At 60.6% G+C, this 20,028-nt stretch carries 18 protein-coding genes; all 18 read right to left on the bottom strand.

The features are described from left to right. Positions 1 to 2: 2 nt before the first annotated feature. Positions 3 to 1,436, bottom strand: coding sequence for a hypothetical protein (locus tag FEU76_RS05705; RefSeq protein WP_144981197.1), 1,434 nt, complete (start codon positions 1,434 to 1,436; stop codon positions 3 to 5). Further along, the gene (locus FEU76_RS05700; RefSeq protein WP_144981194.1) at positions 1,433 to 7,867 is read right to left on the bottom strand and encodes a tape measure protein; all 6,435 of its coding nucleotides are present in this window, start codon (positions 7,865 to 7,867) and stop codon (positions 1,433 to 1,435) included. Before FEU76_RS05700 ends, FEU76_RS05705 begins: the two co-directional genes overlap by 4 nt. Before the next feature lie 11 nt (positions 7,868 to 7,878). Next, entirely contained in the window at positions 7,879 to 8,148 is a 270-nt protein-coding gene (locus FEU76_RS18565; RefSeq protein ID WP_260851365.1) for a DUF1799 domain-containing protein, read from the bottom strand. A gap of 95 nt (positions 8,149 to 8,243) precedes the next feature. After that, on the bottom strand, positions 8,244 to 8,567 hold the full coding sequence (locus tag FEU76_RS05690) for a hypothetical protein (RefSeq protein ID WP_144981188.1): 324 nt from the start codon (positions 8,565 to 8,567) through the stop codon (positions 8,244 to 8,246). A gap of 58 nt (positions 8,568 to 8,625) precedes the next feature. Then, a complete protein-coding gene (locus FEU76_RS05685; RefSeq protein WP_144981185.1) occupies positions 8,626 to 9,582 on the bottom strand; it encodes a hypothetical protein in 957 nt (318 codons plus the stop codon). Then, positions 9,579 to 10,016, bottom strand: coding sequence for a phage tail terminator protein (locus tag FEU76_RS05680; RefSeq protein WP_144981182.1), 438 nt, complete (start codon positions 10,014 to 10,016; stop codon positions 9,579 to 9,581). Before FEU76_RS05680 ends, FEU76_RS05685 begins: the two co-directional genes overlap by 4 nt. Further along, positions 10,016 to 10,297 (bottom strand): hypothetical protein, encoded by a 282-nt coding sequence (locus FEU76_RS05675; protein WP_144981179.1) that lies wholly within the window; start codon positions 10,295 to 10,297, stop codon positions 10,016 to 10,018. Before FEU76_RS05675 ends, FEU76_RS05680 begins: the two co-directional genes overlap by 1 nt. Positions 10,298 to 10,359: 62 nt before the next feature. Further along, positions 10,360 to 10,767 (bottom strand): gp436 family protein, encoded by a 408-nt coding sequence (locus tag FEU76_RS05670; RefSeq protein ID WP_144981176.1) that lies wholly within the window; start codon positions 10,765 to 10,767, stop codon positions 10,360 to 10,362. Positions 10,768 to 10,781: 14 nt separating this feature from the next. After that, positions 10,782 to 11,690 carry a Mu-like prophage major head subunit gpT family protein gene (locus FEU76_RS05665; RefSeq protein WP_144981173.1) on the bottom strand — a complete coding sequence of 303 codons (909 nt, stop codon included), beginning with the start codon at positions 11,688 to 11,690 and terminating at the stop codon, positions 10,782 to 10,784. A gap of 41 nt (positions 11,691 to 11,731) precedes the next feature. After that, positions 11,732 to 12,160, bottom strand: a complete 429-nt coding sequence (locus FEU76_RS05660) for a hypothetical protein (RefSeq protein ID WP_144981170.1) — start codon at positions 12,158 to 12,160, stop codon at positions 11,732 to 11,734. Between the two features lie 36 nt (positions 12,161 to 12,196). Beyond that, entirely contained in the window at positions 12,197 to 13,315 is a 1,119-nt protein-coding gene (locus FEU76_RS05655; RefSeq protein WP_144981168.1) for a phage protease, read from the bottom strand. Positions 13,316 to 13,371: 56 nt separating this feature from the next. Continuing rightward, the gene (locus FEU76_RS05650) at positions 13,372 to 14,253 is read right to left on the bottom strand and encodes a hypothetical protein (protein WP_144981165.1); all 882 of its coding nucleotides are present in this window, start codon (positions 14,251 to 14,253) and stop codon (positions 13,372 to 13,374) included. A gap of 6 nt (positions 14,254 to 14,259) precedes the next feature. Then, a complete protein-coding gene (locus FEU76_RS05645) occupies positions 14,260 to 14,460 on the bottom strand; it encodes a hypothetical protein (RefSeq protein ID WP_144981162.1) in 201 nt (66 codons plus the stop codon). A gap of 203 nt (positions 14,461 to 14,663) precedes the next feature. After that, on the bottom strand, positions 14,664 to 15,104 hold the full coding sequence (locus tag FEU76_RS05640; protein WP_144981159.1) for a phage virion morphogenesis protein: 441 nt from the start codon (positions 15,102 to 15,104) through the stop codon (positions 14,664 to 14,666). A gap of 129 nt (positions 15,105 to 15,233) precedes the next feature. Continuing rightward, positions 15,234 to 16,388 (bottom strand): phage head morphogenesis protein, encoded by a 1,155-nt coding sequence (locus FEU76_RS05635; RefSeq protein ID WP_222114784.1) that lies wholly within the window; start codon positions 16,386 to 16,388, stop codon positions 15,234 to 15,236. Continuing rightward, entirely contained in the window at positions 16,378 to 17,985 is a 1,608-nt protein-coding gene (locus FEU76_RS05630) for a DUF935 domain-containing protein (protein ID WP_144981153.1), read from the bottom strand. Before FEU76_RS05630 ends, FEU76_RS05635 begins: the two co-directional genes overlap by 11 nt. Beyond that, positions 17,979 to 19,478, bottom strand: a complete 1,500-nt coding sequence (locus FEU76_RS05625) for a terminase large subunit domain-containing protein (protein ID WP_222114783.1) — start codon at positions 19,476 to 19,478, stop codon at positions 17,979 to 17,981. The genes FEU76_RS05630 and FEU76_RS05625 overlap by 7 nt, the downstream gene beginning before the upstream one ends. After that, complete coding sequence (locus FEU76_RS05620) at positions 19,475 to 20,026, bottom strand: DUF3486 family protein (protein WP_144981151.1); 552 nt, start codon at positions 20,024 to 20,026, stop codon at positions 19,475 to 19,477. The genes FEU76_RS05625 and FEU76_RS05620 overlap by 4 nt, the downstream gene beginning before the upstream one ends. Between the last annotated feature and the right edge of the window lie 2 nt (positions 20,027 to 20,028).

The following is a 20,028-nucleotide window of genomic DNA, read 5'->3' as shown; positions in this document are numbered from 1 at the left end:
GGTTAGCCCCAGAGGTTCAGTGTGATTTCGTCGGTTTGGGCGTTGAGCCGGTAGCCGGTGACGCGCATCGCTCGGCCTGCGCCGTAGCCCTGACGGGGCGTGATCAGCGTCAGGTTGCCGCCCACGGACGGCAGCAGCGCTTCGATGGCTTCCACGGTGACGGTGTCGCGGCGGACGCCGAGTAGGGCCAGCACGCGGTTGGCGACTGCATGGCTCTGCACGTAGCTGGCCAGCACGCTGTTAATCGTGAGTTCACCAGCGAGAGGGTGACGTTCGCGCACTGACTCATCGGTGACCACTACGCGCCGCGTTTGGCGGGCCAAACGGGAGCGGCGGCCGTTATCGACATTACCGGCGAGGTCTTCCTGTACGGTTTCGATCCGGTCGCAGTCGATGTTCACGCGCCACACCGGCAGGCCGCCGGGGCCTGCGCCGGTGGCGCTGCGGCTGACGGTTTGAATGGCGTAGTCATGAATCGCAGCGTCGGTTGGCTCGGGTTCTTCCCAGGTGCCCAAACGCAGCACCTGGTCGGGTTGTGCGGATAGGTACCCGCCGATGCTTTCAGCGATGCGATCGAGCAGCTCCAGGGTGTTTGTCTGGGTCGTTAGGTAGACGCGCACCGCGCCGTAGGCATTCAACGTGGCCACATCGTCGTCATGCAGGGTGTAGCCCCGCGCTGTTGCCAATGCCTGGGCAACGGCCCCTGCGCGTGGGTCGGCTTGGGCGGCATCGACGGTGAGCGTGCCTGTAGCGCTATCGCCGACGCGGACATAGCCCTGGTAGGCACGGAAAGTGCCCGGTGCGGGGGCGGTGCTTTGCAACTGCGCCAGGCTTGTGTAGGCGCCGCCGTTATCGAGTGCGACACCTCTGTCGTAAACGGCTTGAATTGTGCAGTCTGCGAGCGATGACACCTGGTAGATCAACAGCGCGGTGTTGATGAGCACTGGCTGGGCGTTGCGCGCTTCGCCGAACACCAGCGGCTTGGGTTCGCCTGCGATGTCGTCTTGGGTGCCTTCCAGGCCATTGGGCAGCACGTTATCGCCCGCGTAAGTCTGCATCGGGTGCGGCGAGCGTAGCGGCTCAAGCGGGTCGCGCAGCACCACCGAAACTTCGTCATCTGAAAACGCCAGGCGTGCGACGGTGCCCACTACTTGCGGCACGCCATCAAGCGCCAGCACCATTTCGCGGCCATCGACGGCATAGTCGGCGAGGTAGTCGAGGCCTCCATCGGTGTTGATCAGCGTCGTCTCGCCGTAGCCGCTACGGCTTTGCTGGAGTAGCTGGCCAGCGTACAGCCCCGCTTCATACAAGCCCGGCTGCATAATGCGCGGGTCGTAAAAGTTGTCTTCTGCATCCATAAAGCGGCCTAAGCTAAAGCGCAGGGTTTGCGGCTGGTTCTCTTCGTCGCGGGCTTGAAGGGTGAGCGTCCAGGTCATTGTTTTGCCGCCTCCAGCCGCTTGTCGTCTGCCATGCGCTTGAGCATTTTGTTGCCTTGCTCGATAGCACCGATCTGACCCTTGGCCGCTGCGCCACGCTGGTTATTTGCCGCCGCAAGGTGCTGGTTGCTTTCGCCTTGGAGCCGAGCGTTATCGCGCCGCAGCTCGGTGACTTCACGTTTGAGGTCGCGTAGGGTTTCCACGATGTCGCTGTTGCCCAGCAGTGGGTAGTTGGGGAGAGGCGCTGGGCGAGCGATGGTGATGTTGCGCATGGCATCGGCGTCTTCGGCCGTCAGCACTTTTTCGCCACGGTGCAGCTCAGCCAAATAGCCGTCAAACGGCACATACTCCAGGCCCGTGCGGTGAGAGCCGTTGATACGTGCCGCTTTCTCACGCTCCGCGTCTGCCTGGGTTTTGTTGCGATAGGCCGCTGCGTACTCTCGACCGAACAAGTACTCCAATGAATCGCGCCCGAATGTTCGACTCAGATGGGCGAGCATGTCTTCCCATTCTCGATGCGTGAAAACGCCGTCATCCATCCGCCTGTCAATTAATCGTGAGATATTGCCCGCATCGCGGGAGTCGATGCGGCCACTCAGCCGATCTGCTGTTTCACTAGAGCGTGCCGCCGCCGCATCAAAACGCTCAGCGTTCGAGATGTAGTTCGCCACGGTACGCTCACGCTCCACACGGTCGCGCTCTGCTTTCTCCGCCGCCGCTCGTTCTTTTTCGATGCGTGCGATATCGGCTTGGGCTACCCCGAGCGCGTTAATAGAGTCGCGCAGGCTGATCATGGTTGTGTTCAAACCGACAAACTGATCGGTAGAACGCGTCATCTCGCCGACTAAACTGTTCAGCTCCTTGAGCTGGTCGAATGCCCGCTCTTCAAGCGACCGTGTGTTGTCGTCGATGTCCTTTAAATGGTCGAGATCCGTCCGGCCAAAGGCCACATCGGCCAGCAGCTGCAAACGTTGCGTGCCGCTGGCGGCATTGATCACCGCCCATTCGTCTTGCGTGAGGTTCAGCGAGCCGCTGGTTTTCAGCGTTTTGATCACGTCTTCTGAGCGTGCGTCCAGCAGCTTGCGCTCGTCGCCCGTAATACGGCCATCCTTCAGCGCGGCCTCTAACGTGGTCACGAATCTGTTGCTGCTCTTGAGGGCGAGCGTGCGAACATCGCCGGACATGCCGGAGGCCAGGATGCCGTCCACGGTGGCCATGATCGCGTTGGAGTTTGCCAGCCCGAACGTACGCACGTCAGCGGGGATACCGCGTTTCAGCACTGCATCCACGGTGGTTAAATACGCGTTCGTGGAGTTCAGCGCGAGCCTGCGATCGCCGCCCCCGATCTGCTTGCCGATCAACTGGTCGATGGTGCTGACGTAGCGGTTATTGCTGTTGAGCGCCAGGCGTCTGTCGCTGCTGCTGATATCACGACCGACGATGAACTCGACGTTGGCCAGGTAGCGGTTCGCGCTATTAAGGGCCAGCGTGCGGTCAGCCTGGCTAATGTCACGGTTGACGTAGTAACCGATGAGCGCTTCGTACTGCTGGCCTGCTGAGAGCGCCAGGCGTCGATCACCACCCGTGATAGGGGCATCGACAATGTAACGAATCACCGCGTCATAACGGTTTGTGCTGTTGAGTGCCAGGCGACGATCAGCACTGCTGATGTTGCTGCCGAGCACGATGTTGACGGTTGTGAGGTAGCGGTTCGACGACGCAAGGGCGATCTCTTTACTGCCATCGTCAATATCCTTACCAACGATGTAATCAAGAGTGCTCAAGTAGCGATTGCCACTGGTGAGCGCTAGTTTCCGGTCATCGCTGCTCACGTCGGCACGGGTCGCGTAGTCGATGAGGGTTTGATATTCGTTGAGGCTGCTCAGCGCGAGACGGCGGTTGCCGCCGGTTAGCTCGGCACGCACGACATAGTCCACCAGCGTGGTGTAGCGGTTGGCGCTATCGAGGGCCAGTGTGCGGTCGTCGGCGGTAATATCGCGGCCCAGGATCATATTGATCATGGCGCTGTAGGCGTTAGAAGACTCCAGCGCCAGCCGCTTGCTCTCGCGGTCCAGCTCTGAGCGCACCACGTAGTCAATCACCGCGCTCATGGTGTTGCTGCTGGCGAGTGCCAGGCGCTTGTCGCCGTCGCTGAGCTGGCGGCGGGCGATGTAGTCGACCGTGGCCACCAGGGTGTTCGACGATGCCAGGGCGAGCTGGCGTAGCTCGCTATCGAGCTGGTTTTCGCCGAGCAAATAGTTGAGCGTACTATCCAGCCGATGGGCTTGTTCGCCCAGGATCGTGCGTAGATCCTGCGGCAGGGCTGAGGCATCGGCGGCAAAATCAATCAGCGCATCAATGGTGTACTGCGAGGAGAAAATAGCGCGTTCGATCTCTGCTGCCATTTCATCGGTGACGATGCCCCGGAAGCCTTCGACGATAAACTCGGCATCGCTCAGCGCCTTGGGCAGATCCTTCAGTGCTGAAAAAACGTCTTGCTCGATGCGCTGGCCAGCGGGGCTGGACGCGTTGTAATCGCGGTTCGCATCCAGCACTTGTTGGGCGTATTGGGTGATGCTCTGGAGCGCGTCGCGGTCGCCGTTTTCGGCGCGGATCAGCTGCCGAGCAAATTGCTCTTGTGCGGTGGCCAGGTTGACTTGGGGCGTGCTGCTGGTGGCCATTTGCTGGTCTAGCCAGTTGCCGATACTGCCCAGCTGCTGGCTCAACTGGTCACGCACGCGGGTTAGTTCGCGGATGTAGCCCTGGGCTGCCTGTGTAGCCCGCTGCTGTGCTTCTGCCTCATCTTGCATGGCCCAGATTCTTTCGCGCATGGGGCGCAGGGATTCATCGATAGAGGCCAGCTCGCGCTCGCGTTCCAGGGCCAGTGCGCCTTCCGCGTCGCCCATCAGTGCCAGCAGTTCGAGCTGCATACCGAATTGCTGTTGATCGAATGCCTGCCAGGCGCGGCGGGCCTGCTGTTCGGCGCTGGCCAGCACGGATTCCGCATCACGCAGCATCTCATCAAAGCGTTGGCCAACGCGCTCGAGCCCGCGCTCGATCTCAACAAGCGCCGGTGCCAGATTCATCGCTTCGTTGTACAGTTCGCGCCCGGAAGCGGTGGTGAGGTCGATGCTATCGACCAGGTCGCGCAGAGCGCCGGTGCTGTTGATCACTTGCCCTGTGCGGGCCGTGAACGCGCCGATTGCCTGCGCCGCTGCCGCCATGGCGCGCTCCTGGCGTTCGGTTTCGGTGAGCACGTTCTGATAGTAGTAGTCGGCGCGGGCGCTGAACGCTTCGATGCCGCCTGCCAGCTCAGCGAGGTGGCTGGCGGCGCTGCCACCGGCAAGCGATGCAGCCAGGCTACTGCCGTGCAGCTGATCAAGAATAGGGTTGAGCGTGCTGAGGGCACCGGCGAGGCGCTCCAGGGTGTCGATAGCGGATTCACCGCCGAGCGCGTACAGGCTGACGTCGCCGACGGAACGAATGGCCAGCGCGTTGAGTGTGTTGCCTAACCACTCCTGGATCTTCGCTTCGGCGTCTTCCGCGCTCAGGCCTTTGGTATCAATGCGCGTTAGGCCGGTGGTGAAACCGGTCAACGCGGAGGACTGGAAGCCCAGCACCTCGATAGTGGCGGCAAGCGACTGCTCGGTGGCGTCGTAGACCTCCTGCAAGGCCCCGGCAAACTCGCCATCGAGGGCTGATGTGTTCGTGCGTGACCGTGAGCGACGGAGCAAGCCGCCGCTGCGGCGCTGTTCGCTGAACTGATTACCCGCGATGCTGCCGTCGCTGATACCGAGATTGACGCCGGAGCCCGTTTCTCGCCAGGAGCCGCCGAACAGGCCACCCAGGGCCGAGCCGAGGCCGGAGCCCAGCAGCGCGCCGATGGGGCCGCCGAGGTACGTGCCTGCAAGCCCCCCGATGGTGCCCAGGGTGTTGCTGTGCCGCCCTTGGCCGAACAGTTGGCCACCGAGGTAGTTGCCTGCGAAACCCGCGCCCAGGCCTGCAAGGCCTTGCACGCCGGAGAAGTTGCGCAGGCTGCCGCCCATGAAGCTGGTACCGCCACTGGCCCCCATGCCTGCCGTGGCGCTGCCTGCCCAGCCGCCTGAGTAGCCGGTGGGCACGCCACCCCACTGGATGCCGCCCAGGCCCCCTTGCAGCGCTTGCCACATATTGCCCACGCTGCCGGGGCTGATGCCAAAGCCACCAGCCTGCTGGCCACCGGCACCGCCAGCCAGGCCCATGCTGGCCGCAAGCTGCACGGTGATAGGCCGAGTGATGGCCATGTGCAGCAGCTCGGCGAGGGTTTGATCCCACATGCGGCGGATGGTGTCGGTGGCGTTGCGGCTGCCGTCTACGGCACCCAGCCAGAGATCGGCAAAGCCATTATCAAGGCGGCGTAGGCCGTTGGTGCGCAGCTCTTCCATTGCGCCTTCCATGGTATAGAGGGCGTTGGTAGTGCTGGTGGCCAGGTCGTCGGCGTCGTTTTGTGCCTCGATGTACGCGGTTTGCAGTGCGCCGATCATGTAGAGGTATTCGCTGGCCGTGATGCGACCCATGGCGAATGCCAGGTTCAACGTGTTCTGGTTCTGGGCGAGCTGGAGGGTTTGGCTGCGGTGAGGCACCAGGCGGTTGCGCAGGGCTTCGATGGCGGTGGCTTGGGCCTCTGTAGCTTTTGTAAGTGCTAGCGTAGCAGCAGCGGCCGCTCGTGCTGCTTCGGTGGCAGCGTTGGTAGTTTGGGTAGATCTCGCAGCGGATACCGTGATGTCATCCAGCGCTACTGCGGCGGCGCGATCTGCGGTCGTTGCATTCTCTCGCTCTGCGCGGTTTTGACGAATAGCGGTTTGAATCCTGACTTGTTCTTCCCACAGCCCGGCTAGCGACTGTGCCTGCTGATCAATGGCACCCGTGACGCTGTCTGACATTCCCTTATGGGAGTTCTCATAAAACGCCTGCCGAGCCTGAAGCTCGGTCATTTGTGCCATTGCATCCTGCGCTTGCAGAGATACCGCCTCTAGCGCATTGATGAGATTGTCATAAGAGGCATCTAATGCCGCCGCCGTACCACTGCGTATAGCAGCAGTATTTTCTTCTAAGGCATCAGTAGTGTTTTGTGCCACTACATCGACCAGCCCTAACTCTTCACGGAAATAGTAAATAGCGCTGCCCGCAATCACGGCTGCGCCCAACGGACCACCCACTAGGGCCAACGCACCCGCAGCGGCACGGGTTGCGCCCGCTAACGCTAATTGCCCGGTGGCTGCCGTGGCGCTGATGCCCGACATACGGGCGAGTGCCAACTGATAAGCAACGGTTTGTTGGGTGGCCGCAAGCTTGGCGGTGGTGGCGACGCCCAATGCCCCCACGTAACGGCCCGCCAGCAAAGCGGCCACGGCGGTGGCGGCGAACTGGATGTTGTCGATGTTATCGACAAGCGGATCGATGGCGGCGTTCATCAGGTCGGCGGCACCGATCAGGATGCCTGCAACGCCTTCAGACGCACCCATAGCCTGGTCCAGCTCGCCGACCAGGCGCGTGGCGGAGGTGCCGATGCGTACAAAACCATCTTCAATGGTGGCGGGCATTTCGCCAGCGCGTTCGCGGACGTCATCCAGCGAGTTGATCAGGGCGCTGGCGATTACATCGCCGGTAATCCGCCCCTCCGTGGCGAGGCCACGTAGCTGGCTGACGGTGACGCCCAGTTGATTGGCCAATGCCTGGGCCACTTCACCACCGTTGGCCAGCACCGTCTCCAAGCCATCGGCTTGCAGCCTGCCGACGGCCATCGCGCGGGAAAGCGCGTTCTGCACGGATTCCGCCTGCTGGCCACGCGTCGCGGTCAGGACAAGCATGTGGTTGAGTGATTCGGTGTAATCCGCTGTGTCGGCGGCTGTTCGGCCCAGATCTCGCAGTGCCGATACGTTGCTTGCGTAGGTGCGGGCGGTCTGCTCCAGCGGGGCATAGGAGGCATTGGCGATATCGGTGATGCGCTCCATCATGTCGCCCGCAGCGCTCATGTCGCCGATGGCCGCACCGACGACCGATCGCATGTCTGACCAGCCATCGGTCATGCCTGCGAGTTGTCGGACTGAGAACGCGCCCAGGGCTAGACCCACGCCACGGCGTAGCATATTGAAGTGGCTGGTGGTGGCCTGGACCTCTTGGCCTGTTTGGGCCAGCGCCTGGGTGGCTTCACGACTGCCCTGCACGGTTTCTGCGCCAAAAGCGCGGGCTTCGCGCTGCGTTGTGCGTAGGTGGTCTGAGACCGTCACCGCGCTACGGCCTGGTGCCGTGAGCGCGGTATCGGCCTTGCGGCTTTCCCGCTCGGTAGTTGTGCCAAATTCCCGCACGTCGTTCTGGGCATCGCGGAGCGTGCCGGAGAGCTGACGGCCATCACCAGTGAGGGTGACGCTAAGCGTTAGATTATTCGCCACGGTGTGTCCTTCTAACGTTTTGCGGGTTGGTTCATGACGCTGAGCGCGCCGCGCTCGATGAGTTGTACTTGATCCAGCTGCGCCAACTGTTCGTCGGGGGTTAACTGGTAGAGGCTGATGACGCTCAGGACCGCGTGCAGCTCCAGCCCCACTGGGCCGCCCATGCCTGCAAAGCGCCATTGGCGGCAGCAACGCTGGAACGTCTCGACGGCTTGCCAGTTCTCAGGTAGCACGGGAAAGAGATCCGGCTCGGCATCGAGCGCCTCGGCCTCTGCGGCCAGCTCGCCGCCGAGGGTGATACCCAGGGCGGCGAGGTCATCCTTGACCAGGTTGGGCTGCGCCGTATTGGCGTCAGCCCAGTGCTTGCCTGCGTCGATCAGTTCCGACGACGGTTCTTTTTTATGATGCTGTCCTGGTAGGCCGTGATGAGCGCGAACGATGCGGCAGGGTCGTTGCGCACTGCATCGCGCAGGGCTTCGCCTTCCAGGGGCTTGCCGGTTTCATCCGTCACTTCGATTTCCGATACGCTGACCAGGACACGATCAAGCAGCGTGGCATCATCCAGCAGCTCGCGGGTTTCGTTGTTCGGCAGGATTTTGAAGACAGCGGTAAAGGTGCCCTTGACGTCTTTACCCGCTTCGTCGACCACCGTGAGGTTGACCGGCTGCTTGTAGGTACGAGTGGTATTGAGTTTGAACACGGTATTTCTCCTGATTAATCGTGCGTGTAACGCTGGTTAAATGTTGGTTGAGCGATGCTTACGGGTCTTCGTCGGGAATCGGGTTGCCAACCACGATCAGTACTTCGTCGTTGCCGTCGGTGGGCTCGGGCATGTAGTTGATGCTCAGCATCTGGATACCGTCGAGATCGGCGTAGGTCGGTGATTCGATGCCCACCTTTTGCATGCTGATCTCGATGCGTTCTTCAGGTGTTTTGCCATGCACCAGCTTCAGTACGCCCGTGGCAGCGTTTTGCGACATCTCGAAGTAGTTCACCGTACCAACACCCGGATCTTCGATACTCAACTGACCCGACGGTGAGCGACCGGTGATCTCAATGTCGTTGGAGCCCACGATTTTTTTGTGGATGACCTGACCCGCCATATCGAGCGAGAACTGGTTAAACGGTACGGTTGCCCCCATGAACTCCAGCGGCTCAGTGTTGAGCGAGTTAACGGCCAGCGCCTCACGCCACTGGCTCAGCGTGACGTTTGGCAACTGTTCAGCTGTCACGGGGCTGATCAATGCACGTAAGGTGAAGCGGATCACCGGCATGTTTTCCGCGTTGACAGTGAAGGCAGGAGTGCCCCGCGCCCCGCGGCCCTTATGCAGGTTGCCATCGACGTTGCAGAAGAAAACGCCGGAGTCTTCGTCTTCAGAGACCGGCGAATAGATGACGCGCTCGCCTACCTCAATCACTTCGCTCCAGCCACACGCGCGCAGTAGCTTGCCCCAGGGCGGCGGTGTGCCCAGCTCGCCGCTGGTGTTAAATTCCACCTCCACGACCGCTTCCACATGCTTTTCGCCGGGGGCCTGCGGTGAGTTGCCGTAGTAAGGCCGCACAAAGTTACGCTCGATATTGCTGCCTGATAACGGCGTGACGGTAATATCGCGCATCAAGATGGCATCTGTTGCTGCTTCGGGCGTGGTGGTGCCATCGTTGTATTCTGATTCCAGAGCGAATCGCATCGCCCGGCGGTTCGTTTTCAGGCTCACGGTGAAGTCTCCTCAAGTGGCCAAAAGTATTCGGTGGTAAACACGTCAGCCCAAAACAGGGCATGGCTTTCCAGTGCGAGCAGCTGGCCGCGCTGCCATTTCACGGGGATGTCGCAGCCGGCTGGCAGCCAGTTGATCAATGCGGTCAAGGCGGGCTGCCGTAGGCTGGCCAGCTCGTCGCTGCCTGATGACGCCACCGGGCCGAGCGGCGCGTTCATGCGTTTGATACCCGTGACCAGGAGCACTTCGGTTTTCACCCGGTGCCGTGCCTGGTTGCTCATTGGCACATGGCTCACCGTTTCGCGCCCGAGCACCAGCATCATGTTGGGCAGGCCCACCTTGTTCTTGGCCGCTTCTACATCGGCGGCCAGTTGCACGGTGGGCAGCCCTTCCAGGGCGTTCAAACGGTCAAGCCACGCAATGAGCGAGAGCATTACTTGGCCTCTTTGCCTGGTTCGTCACCGGCGGCTGGCTTGGCAGGCGGAGCGGCTAGCTCCACGACCAGCGCGGGGTCGTCGCTGATCGACTTGTAGGCGCTGCCTTTATCGTCCAACGTCAGGTACTTCCATTCGTTGGTGAAAATCGTGCCGCTGTTGGTGCGCTTGGCCCCGGTGGCTTTCGTTTTCACCCGCACCTGGACGTCTTTGCGCGGCACTGGCGGGGCTTTCTTCTCAGCGCTTACGGGCGCTGCTTTGGTGGTCTCTTTGGCACTCATGGTGGCTCCTTATGTCCAGGGATGGACGGTATCCCGGCGCGCCAGGACGTTAGCGCGGCGGGTTAAAAACCGCCGCCGTTGAACACTTGGCGGCCTGGGTTCATTTGCACGCTGCCTGCACTGCTGGATGAAGGGCCGGTCGAGATGCCCAGCTTTACTTCGCCACGCGAGACCGAGCGCAGGAACTTCACCGCGTCGTCGTAGCGCTTCTGCACCTGGTCGGTCGCGTGTTCGTCATAGAGCCTGTAGCGTGAGATATCGCAGGCGTAGGCGGTGACGATGCGCGGTACGGGCGAGAGCGGTACGGGGTAGCCCGCCGCACTGACGTAGCCGTCGATCTCGCCGCTGGCGTCGTCGCAGGCGCGATCGACGGCTGCGTTATCGATCTCACCGCTGGCGTCATGGGCGATGGCTTGTAGCTCGCCTTCGCCGAACCGGGCGATGAGATCTGCTTTCGTGCAGTACGGCATGGGTTAGTGCTCCGTTATGCCGCTGCGCTGGGCAGCCAGGGGTTCATGATGAGCTGTGAGGTGTTGGCCCATTCGTTGGTCGCGCCTGCCTCATTCATCGCGTTGGTGAGCACACGCCGTGCGGGGCCTTCCATGTTGCTCGGCACCATGGTGTGGCTATGGCGCAGGGCCAGCGGCCGCTCATGGTCGCCTTTCAATTCCTGAAGTTTTTTGCGAGCCAGCTCATAGTTCTCTGCGTTGAACGGCTGATTGGAGCGCACCACCAGTTGCCACAGGCCTGCACCGGCATTCACTCGGGCGTCCACGCCCATGAGGAAGTTGTCGGTCATGAAGACTTGGGTGTCGTTCAAATTGGTCAGGGCGCGGAAGTCATAATCACGGCGCTTCTGAAACACCATCGGCTTGATGGCGCGGGTTAAGTCCATGACGTACCAAGCCGCGCCATTACCGCCCATATCATTGGAAACGCCGATCAGCTTGTTTTTGGCATCCAGTACCGGATGGTCATTGGCAAACAGGCGCTTGCCGTCGTAGCAGATTGGGTTGGCGGCCAGTACCTCAACGGCGATTTCGTTGGGGTGCTCACGGCTGGAGCGGCCAAATTCCTGATACACCGGGGCATACAGACCGTAGGTGTCGTCTTCGATGCTGTCGCGAGGCACGCCAGCCGTCAGCTCGAACTTGCGGTTTTTGATCGAGAAGTCGGCGCCTTCCAGGCCGTGGATGACTCGATCACCCAGCCATTCACGCATACGTGGCAAGGCTTTGAGCCATGGGTACACTTCCACAGCAGTGGTGCTGTTCACGACGGTGCAGAACTGTTCGTAAACGCTGCCCGCGTCGCCGACAGAGTTAAAGCCTTGCTGGAAGTTGGCCCGGTAGGCCTTGAACAGGGCGTTCAGGTTGGCGTTATTCAAATCCATGGTTGCTATCCTCTTGGGCCAAGCGGGCCGTTAGTAGGGCGTTACAGGTAGACGCCAGAGGTGGGGTCGATCAGCACCCACACGCCAAAGTCGTCTACGCCGTCGATGATTCCGGCAAGGGAGCGGCCCCCTTCGCCATCGGTTTTGGCCACTGTGTGGTCGTCCACCAGGTAGCAGGGTTTGCCAACATCGGCGGCGGTGATTTCGTCTGCCGCAGCGGAGTTGTCGAAGGCAAAGCAGCCAACTTTCACATCGACGTGCTGGTCCCCCGCATCGCCAGTGGTGTTGTCCTGGTAGTGCGTGGCCACGCCAACGGCCACCAGGCCGGTTGCGGTTGTGCCCGCCGCCACAAAGCCACTGGCGGCCAGTGCGACAATGCCTCCGGCAAACACCACCGCACTGGCTGCCAGGGGGTAGCTACGGCTGGTGTTATGGCGGTACGGCGTATTGCGGTTTTTGCTAAGAGCCACGGTGATATCCTCTTGCGGAGTTAGGGTGTGCCGTCGTTATGCGGGGTTCGCTGCGCGGTATTGCTCAGGCGTCAGGCCAGCAGCCTTGCACACCGCCAGCTCTGCATCGGTCAGCGCCCCGTCGTTGGATTGGGTTTCCTCCGGCTGTTTGCCTTGTGTCTGGGTCGCCTTCAGCGCCGCGATGCTCGGCGCGCCTTCAATGTGTGCCTTGCAGGCAGCTAAGCCTTGCGTGCGCAGCCAATCGGCGGTGGCTTTGCCGGGAATGCGGCCATCGGCGAGGCCTTCGGTGATCAGCGCTTCCAGCTCAGCGGTGTTGCTGTTGGCTTTCAGGGCCGCAAGCTGCTGAGTGGTTTCGTGATACACGGCCACGGGCACGAACTGCGTCATGTCTACCGGTGCGGCTGCACTGGAAGCCTTGAGCGCAGCCACGGCCTCCGCTGGCTTTGCGTCGTCTTTGGCACCCAGTGCCGAGCGGAACGCTTCGGCATCGGCTTGGGCGGCTTTCAGCGCGGCGATGGCGGTGTCGATCTGTTCGTCGGTCGCATCATTGGCCAGACCGAGCTTGGCAATCAGTTTTTCGCGGTCCACGGTGTTCTCCTTTGGAGGTGTCGCTTCAGAGGCACCGCGCCCGGCTCGGGCGGCGGCGAGTTCGGTGATGGCGGTGTCGATCGCCGGGGTGTTGGTCAGGGCAACGTGCAGCAAATCCAGCACGGCGCCGGTCTCGGCGTCGTAGGGGAAGACGGGGGATAGATAGCGGTAGCTGTCGGCGTCGATCGCCGCTTTCGCGGCAGCGGTCCACGTCACTTGGCCGTACAGGCCATCGTTGCGCCATTCCAGCGAGCGCGGGTCAATCCAGCCCGCCGCCGGTGCCGGTAAGCCGTTGCGTTCGGCCATGAGCGTTTGATGCTCGTAGTCGATGGGGATGTCGGTGGAGCGGGCGGCCGCCAGCGCGATGATGGCTTGGGCACCGGCGGCATCGAGTTGCCACGGGCCACTGCCACTCATGGCCCCACGGGGGGCATTGAATTCGCCGGAAGGAATCAGGCGCGTTTTTTCTTCGGCTTGCGTAACACGCAGCGCCAAGGCCGCAATGGGAGCGGTGGCGCTGGCGGCGCAAGCGGCGATGGGGTGAGGTGCTGCGGTACGTGTTTTCATGCCCCCATGATCGGGGGCGGGGGAGGCTAGCGGGATTTAGCGTGGGTTAAAGGAATTCAAGGCTTATCAGAGTCAAGGTCTAGGTTGATCTGGTTGCTTTCTACAGGGCCATCTTTTTGAAATTCGTCATAAACCTTTGTATTGAATAGGTGGGCAGACTGTACATCCAAGAAGCCAAAAACTAGCTCAAAGTTAGCTTCATCTAAATGTTGTATGCTCTGTGTGATCGGTATTCGGTCGTAAAGCTTTTTGTAAAAAGTGGTGAAGGTGACTTTGTGTGTGACTGGGTCTCTGAACCCGCTCATGAGCGGCAGGATGCGAAGCATATCTCTACTGTCGACAGGGTCTACTGAACCCATTAGCCTGCCGACATAAACTTTCCCATTTTTCAAAGTGAAACAGATAGGTTTGGCCTGATCCATGCCTCTGAAGAGAATGAGCTCAAAATCTGCGTTCATATGAGTAATGGCACGGTACAAAGGTCTAGACGAGGAGTAGCCGTATATTTCTTTCAAGTAGTAAGCAGGATTTAACCGCCTACCCTTTATGCCGTTACCGACTAGCAGCACCCAATCCTGCTCTTGCATGGTCATTATGCCTTGCAAGAAATTCAAGATGTAGCTTGCAGGTATACATATTGTGAAGACCATCCCTAGGACTATTATCCAGTAAGAGACGGCGATGCTACTTTCGTTTTCACTTAGCGGCAGATGGGCTTTCACCCAAAAGGACAAGGTTTTAGTGGCCCATAGAAGGTGATCTTCCATTAAGCTCACCAAAAAAACTGACACTACCAGGAGAGTGATGCCTGCTGCTGCAGCATAAAAATAGACGCCCTGAGAATCTTGGCGTCTAATAATATATCGCGATTCATGCCATTTGGTTATAAACAAATAGCCTGAAAGGACTGTGACGAAAGCAATCAGCGCTTGGAGCATTCTGGATTACGTTTCCGATACCCTTAGCCCATGCTCCAGTCTTTCTGAAGCTTTCAACTGTTCTTGAAAAGCTTTAGTTTGCACCACATCAGATGCTTTCATAGTCATGACACCATTACCGACCACCTGATAGCGTGGCTTCTCTCTCCGCTCTTTTTGCGCACGTCTGTAGCTTATCCAAAAGCGACGCCTCATTTTCTCGAACATAATCATCCTCCCCGATACGTACTCGCCAGCCTCTACGTGGGCTGTTCTGAACCTTATCTTTGTACCTATACAGTCACAGTGTAGCAAAATATACGTGAAATCGATATCTAACGCACCTCTAACGTGCCTCACGGCAAAAATCTGGGCCAGCGTAGCGGGGTAGCGCCTTGCGGCGCTGACAGGGCGTTTCTGGCGGTTCGGGGTCAGAGGCTGAAATGGTCGGCGAGGATGCCCAACACCTCGTCTTCGTCGTCATCGTTCAGGCCGATGAACTCGCGGCTGGGGATATCGCCCCAGAGATGCGGGAACTCCGCTTTGGTACCGCCGTAGTTCTGCATGGCGGCATAGACCATCAGGCTGCCCCATTCGACGCCTTCGCTGCTGGCGCTGTAGCTGAACTGCCGAGCGAGCTGTTTGCTCTCGCCTTCGAGCACTCGGCCATGCCCTTTGCGTTTTTCAGTTACCGGGGAGTTGGGTGCCCAAGGCGTGCCGTCCGGTGCTTCTTTATCGCGGAAGCGCCCTTGAGTGCGGTTGACCATCTCCTCGCCAATCGACTTCATCGGCGCTGTTAGGTCGTCGCCTTTGCTGATCAGGTCGGTGATGGCACGTTCGATGGCGTCGGTGTTGGCGTTGATGGTGATCATGGTTCTCTCCTATACTGTTGGTGCCTGTCCTCGGTATGGCTACCGACCCCTTCGCTCATTCGAGCGTTGATGAGGGCTAGCATGGGTGCCTCCCATGCGACAGGCGTCACCCCTGTGTTACCCCCCTTCTTATCTCAAGCGTTCTGCATCCGGCGGCGGTTGATCCGTGCGGCTCTTGAACAGCGTCAGGAAATAACTCTTCTTACCATCCTGCGTGCGCTTGAGTGCGGCGCGATAGGTAACGCCTTCGATTACCAGATAGATCAAGCGACCCGGTTGGTCGGGTAGTTGGTACACCTGGCCATCGTCCAGGAGCTGCTGTACGCGGCGATAGTCCTCAAGGCCTATCTCGGGGTGGCGTTCGCGGTGGGTGCGCAAGCTTTGCTGTGAGAGCAGCACTACCGGCGACTCGGCGCCCAATACTTGACGTTCCAGTGGCGGCACTACCGCCACTGGATATTCCCCCTGGATCTCACCATTGAAGAATCGACTGAACAGCGGTGCCTGCACCAGGTCGGCCACGTGCTGCCGGGCAATGGTGGCCTCGACGTTATCCAGCCGGTTCAGCCTGGCGGCGATCGCACGCTCCGTTGCCGTTTGCCCTGGGGCGTAGTCCCACCCTGGTTGGATGCCGTTGGGCACGGTGACGACTTCGCCGGTGGTGTTATCGACGCTTTCATAGGTGCCGTCGTTGGGCGCTGCGTCTGGCCCGTCCTTGCCCAGGCGGCGCAGGCCGCGTTCGTTTAGTGTTTCTACACCGCAGTTGCAGCCAAAGCCGTTGGGCGCGAAATGGGTTTGCCACCATGGATGATCGTGACGTAGCACCAGGTTGTGCCAGCGCTGGTGCTGCTGGCGTGGGTTCTCAATCGTGTTGTGGATGTAGCGCCAGTAGGGGCGCAGGCGCACGACTTCGGGATCTGTCATCTGGGCCCAGCGGCCAGCGGCGTAGGACGTATCGAGGTTCGTCTTGTAGATAAGCCGAGTGCGCCAGGCGCGTCCTGCTTTGGTGTCTTCCCCTGTCCAGCCGGTCCACCCGCGCCGTGCCACAATCTCTTCGAACTGCTTTCGGAACTCCCCCAGGCTTTGGCCATTGCTGATCGCGTCGTCTACCGCACCGCGCAGATCGGCGAGCAGATCCGCCTTAGTGGCACCCGCCACCACAAACGCGGCGTCGTTTTGGTCGCGGGTAATCTGGCCGCTGCGGGTCGTGGGCAGGTTCAGCTTGTTACGGAAGAACGTGACCTGCTCAGGGAACGGGCGGTTGAACTGGGCGCTAATCGGCATCGCCGGTTTCCTCATCGACGCTGGCCCGGCCTGCTAGCGCTGCGGCCTCAAAGGCGGTGGCCATCACGTCTGCAAGCTCCGATTCGTCGAGGTCATCAAAGGCGCTGGTGATCAGCTCTTGCAGCTGCTCGAAGCTGGTCGCCTGCTCTACCAACTGCTGCACCTGCGCCACCCAGCCATCAACGATTGGCTGCGCCTGGTCGTCGAGCTGGTCGAGGGTGGCATCGCGGTAGTAGCTCGGCTGGCCCGGTTGCGTGGGTGCTTGGCGCAGAGCGGCTAGAGGACGCTGCCATTTTGCCAAACGCAGCGCGGCGAAGGGGTTTTGTGCCGCCTTTGGCATTAGTACGTCTTCGCCTTCGGCCGCTTTGGGAATGCCGGATTTCTCATGGAACCACCACATGGGCACCTTCACGCCCATGTCCACAATGGTGGGCAGGCTCTTGGAGAGGCGTTCGAGGTCTTCGGTTTCGCCGGTGTCCAAATAGAACCGAGGCGCACGCTGGGGCTTATCAATGCCGAAGTTCAGCGCTGCCATGGGCCAGAGAATCGCGTTGCGAATGCTGCCCGCATACTGGCGAGCGTCTGAACGGATCAGGCTCATCTGTGCGCGTTCGTGCACATTGCCGAGTGCATTGGTGTTGGTGCCTTCGCCGGTACCGCTGGTGAGCGTGCCGCCCAGGATGGCTTTGGCCTTGGCGCGCTCGCACCAGTCCATCATGGTTTTGTAGAGATCCGCAGACGCTCCCTTGCCTGCCGCTTCCATGAACTCGATGCCCATGCCTTCGGGGATGATGCCTGCAGCGTTTTGGCCAAGCGTGACCACGGCGCGCAGCAGCGTGGCCTTCTCTCGCTCGGTGGCATTGCGTGGGTACTTACCGATGCGGGCCGGTAGGCCGTAGATCTCCAGCAACTGCGCCAAATCGCCGAGCGCGTAGTTCTGGAACAGGTAGGGCCACGCTAACATTCTGTGCAGGCCCATGCGGGCAACATAGCCGCTCTTGGCGCGGTGGCGGTGTTGCACCCAGCCGAGTGGCCATAGCTCGGCACCGGTGGCGCTGTTATCGCGTAGGGTGATGCAGTTCTGGTCATCCGGGTGGAGCCTGAACCAGCTATGGGGGCGCAGCGTGGGCTGCTCGATGTAGCGCAGTGCGCCATCTCGCTGCCACGAAAGCTCAAGGTTGGCCCAGCCGTGGCCGATGCCGGTACCGAGATCCAGAATGAGATCCTCGACTTCGAAGCCACTGAACACTTCAGCCGCGTGCTCGGCGGCTTTCTTCTCCTGCGCATTGGCACCGTCGGGCGGCACGATCTGCCACTCCAGTTCGGCGGCGAGCTGGCGGCGCTTGCCGAGGTCCGCGCCGATCTGCGGGTCTTTCTCCTCCATGTCATCGAACAGCTCGCTTTGCGCCTTGAGGTCTCCTTGCTCGGCCCCTTCCAGAATCTGGTACAGGCGCGCAGGCGTGAGGCCTTTAGTAGGGTGCTCGGCGAACTCTCTTTTGAGCTGGCCAATGCGGGCGTCCTGGGTTTGTTCTTCCTCTAGCGCCTGGCTGCTGTCGCTGCCGAATAACCGCTTGATGAGTGCTTTAGGGCTTACCATGCGCCGCCTCCTATTCCAAAGCCGCTGGGTTCAATGTCGTCGCTGTCGTCGTCCTGGCGGGCGCCAGGCAGGGGCGCGGGGGTGAATTCGATCTCAATGGCTTCCAGCTCGGCGGCGTGGTCGGCCAGTACGCAAGCCATTGCGCCATCGCCGTGGCGTTCGCCGCTGGTTTTGCCTTCGGGTAGGCGGGCAACGCCGCGTACCAGCTTGAAGGCGCGGTGGTCATCAACTAAGTCGTCATCCTTCGGAATGGTGATTGAGCCATCCTCAAAGCGAGCTTTATAACGGGGCATGCGTTCGCGGTACCAGTTTTCGGTGGCCATCACCTGGTCAACGATAGAGCCCCACTCGTCGGTGGCCGACTCGCCCATGTAGGCGCCGTTGCCTCTGCTGTCGATCGCCACGCCACACAAGCGCGGCAGACTATTGCCAATGGCGAACAGTACCTGCTCTTGTTGTTTGAACGGTACGTTGTGCATTTCCATCAGAAAGGGCACCGTGCGGTGCAGGGTGTCGCCGATCTCCATGGGGGCGATGACCGAGAGGTCACCGCTTCGCGCGAAGTCTTGCCCCAAGGCGTGTTGGCGGCGGGGGTTGAGCGTGGCCAGCACGGGCTTGAGATTGTCGGTAATCCAGTCCGCCATCTCGGCGGCGCGTAGCGGCTCTGGCATGGCGTTGAACTCGCGGGTGCCGTTGAAGCGCAGCACCGGGGCAGGCGCCATGCACGCCTCGATCATCACGCGGGTCAGGTAGCTGCCGCCGCCCTGGGCGGGGATGCAGAACAGCTCTTCGTCTTCGTTGGGCTTGTAGCGGTTGATCAACTGTTGCCGCCAATGGGCTTCGCCTGCACGGGTCCACTGCTGGCCGGTGACCCTGCAAATGCGCTTGTAAAAGCCATCGGCCAAGGCGTCGTCCAGATCGACACGGTGCAGGCTGTAGTCGTACTTACCGGCGCGTATGTCATTGACCAGCTCATTGAATGGGTTATCTTCGCCGTTGTGGGTACTGATGATGCGAATCTGACCGCCCCAGATGGTCATGGCCATCGCCGCTTTTAGCAGCTCCTGGATGTCATCTACGAACGCGGCTTCATCAATCACCAGGCGTTCGCCAGGGCGACCTTTACTGCGCAAGTTACGCGGGTTGGAGGTAAAGGCTTGGATCTGGTGGCCGCTGTCGAACTTGATGGTGTAGCTGAGGATCTGCTTGTCTTCGGCTTCAATCACCGACTCTTCGATCTGGCTGGCAGCGGCCTGATAGGCTTTGGCCCACCCGGCGCAATCCTGAATAAAGCCTTGGGTCATTTCCTTGTTGTAGGAGATGTAATAGACGTTAGCCCCTTCGCTGGAGGCGGCATACAGCACGTCGTCTGCCGCTTCGCCGTAGGACAGGCCGATACGCCGCGACTTCTCAATGACCTTGACAGGCGACGTGTCTTTTACCCAGCGCTGCTGGTAGGGCAGCAACACACTTTGTTCAATGGCAGCGCTCACGACATGCCCTCCAGGATGGCAGCGCGCAGTGCCGCGACGCCTTCATTGGATAGCCCTTGGGCACGGCCTGCCGTCTCGGCCTTGGCGGCAGCTTCTTTGGCCACTTCCACCCGCAGTTCCTTGGCCCATTTCTTCTGGCTGAGTGATACGCGCCCAATATCGGCCAGCGCTTTGGTCACGCTGCCTAGTTGCTTGGCAGCTGTGGCGGGGTCTTCTTCGGCTTTGCGCATGGCGATAGAGATGCGCAGCAGCTGGTCTTGCACGATGCGGGCGGTGGCGTCGATCAGGTGGCCGCTTTCGTCTTCGCCATCGCTGGCCATGGCGCGGGCAAGCTCGGTGGTTTTACGCACGTCGCCCATGGCTTCTTCGAACTCCTCCTGGAGATCCTGGCCATAGCGGTGAACGCTGGACTTGGAAACGTTATAACCGCGCTCGCTGAGCCACCCGGCTAACGCTTCGTAGCCTTGGAAGCCACTGCTGACGAGCTTCTCGTTGAGTTCTTCGCGCACCTCTTGGGGTAAGTCGAACACCTTGTTACGGGGCGGCATGG

Source organism: Halomonas sp. C22 (assembly GCF_007655045.1).
GTDB classification, from domain to species: Bacteria; Pseudomonadota; Gammaproteobacteria; order Pseudomonadales; family Halomonadaceae; genus Vreelandella; species Vreelandella hamiltonii.
This window is presented reverse-complemented; position numbering and strand designations above follow the sequence as displayed.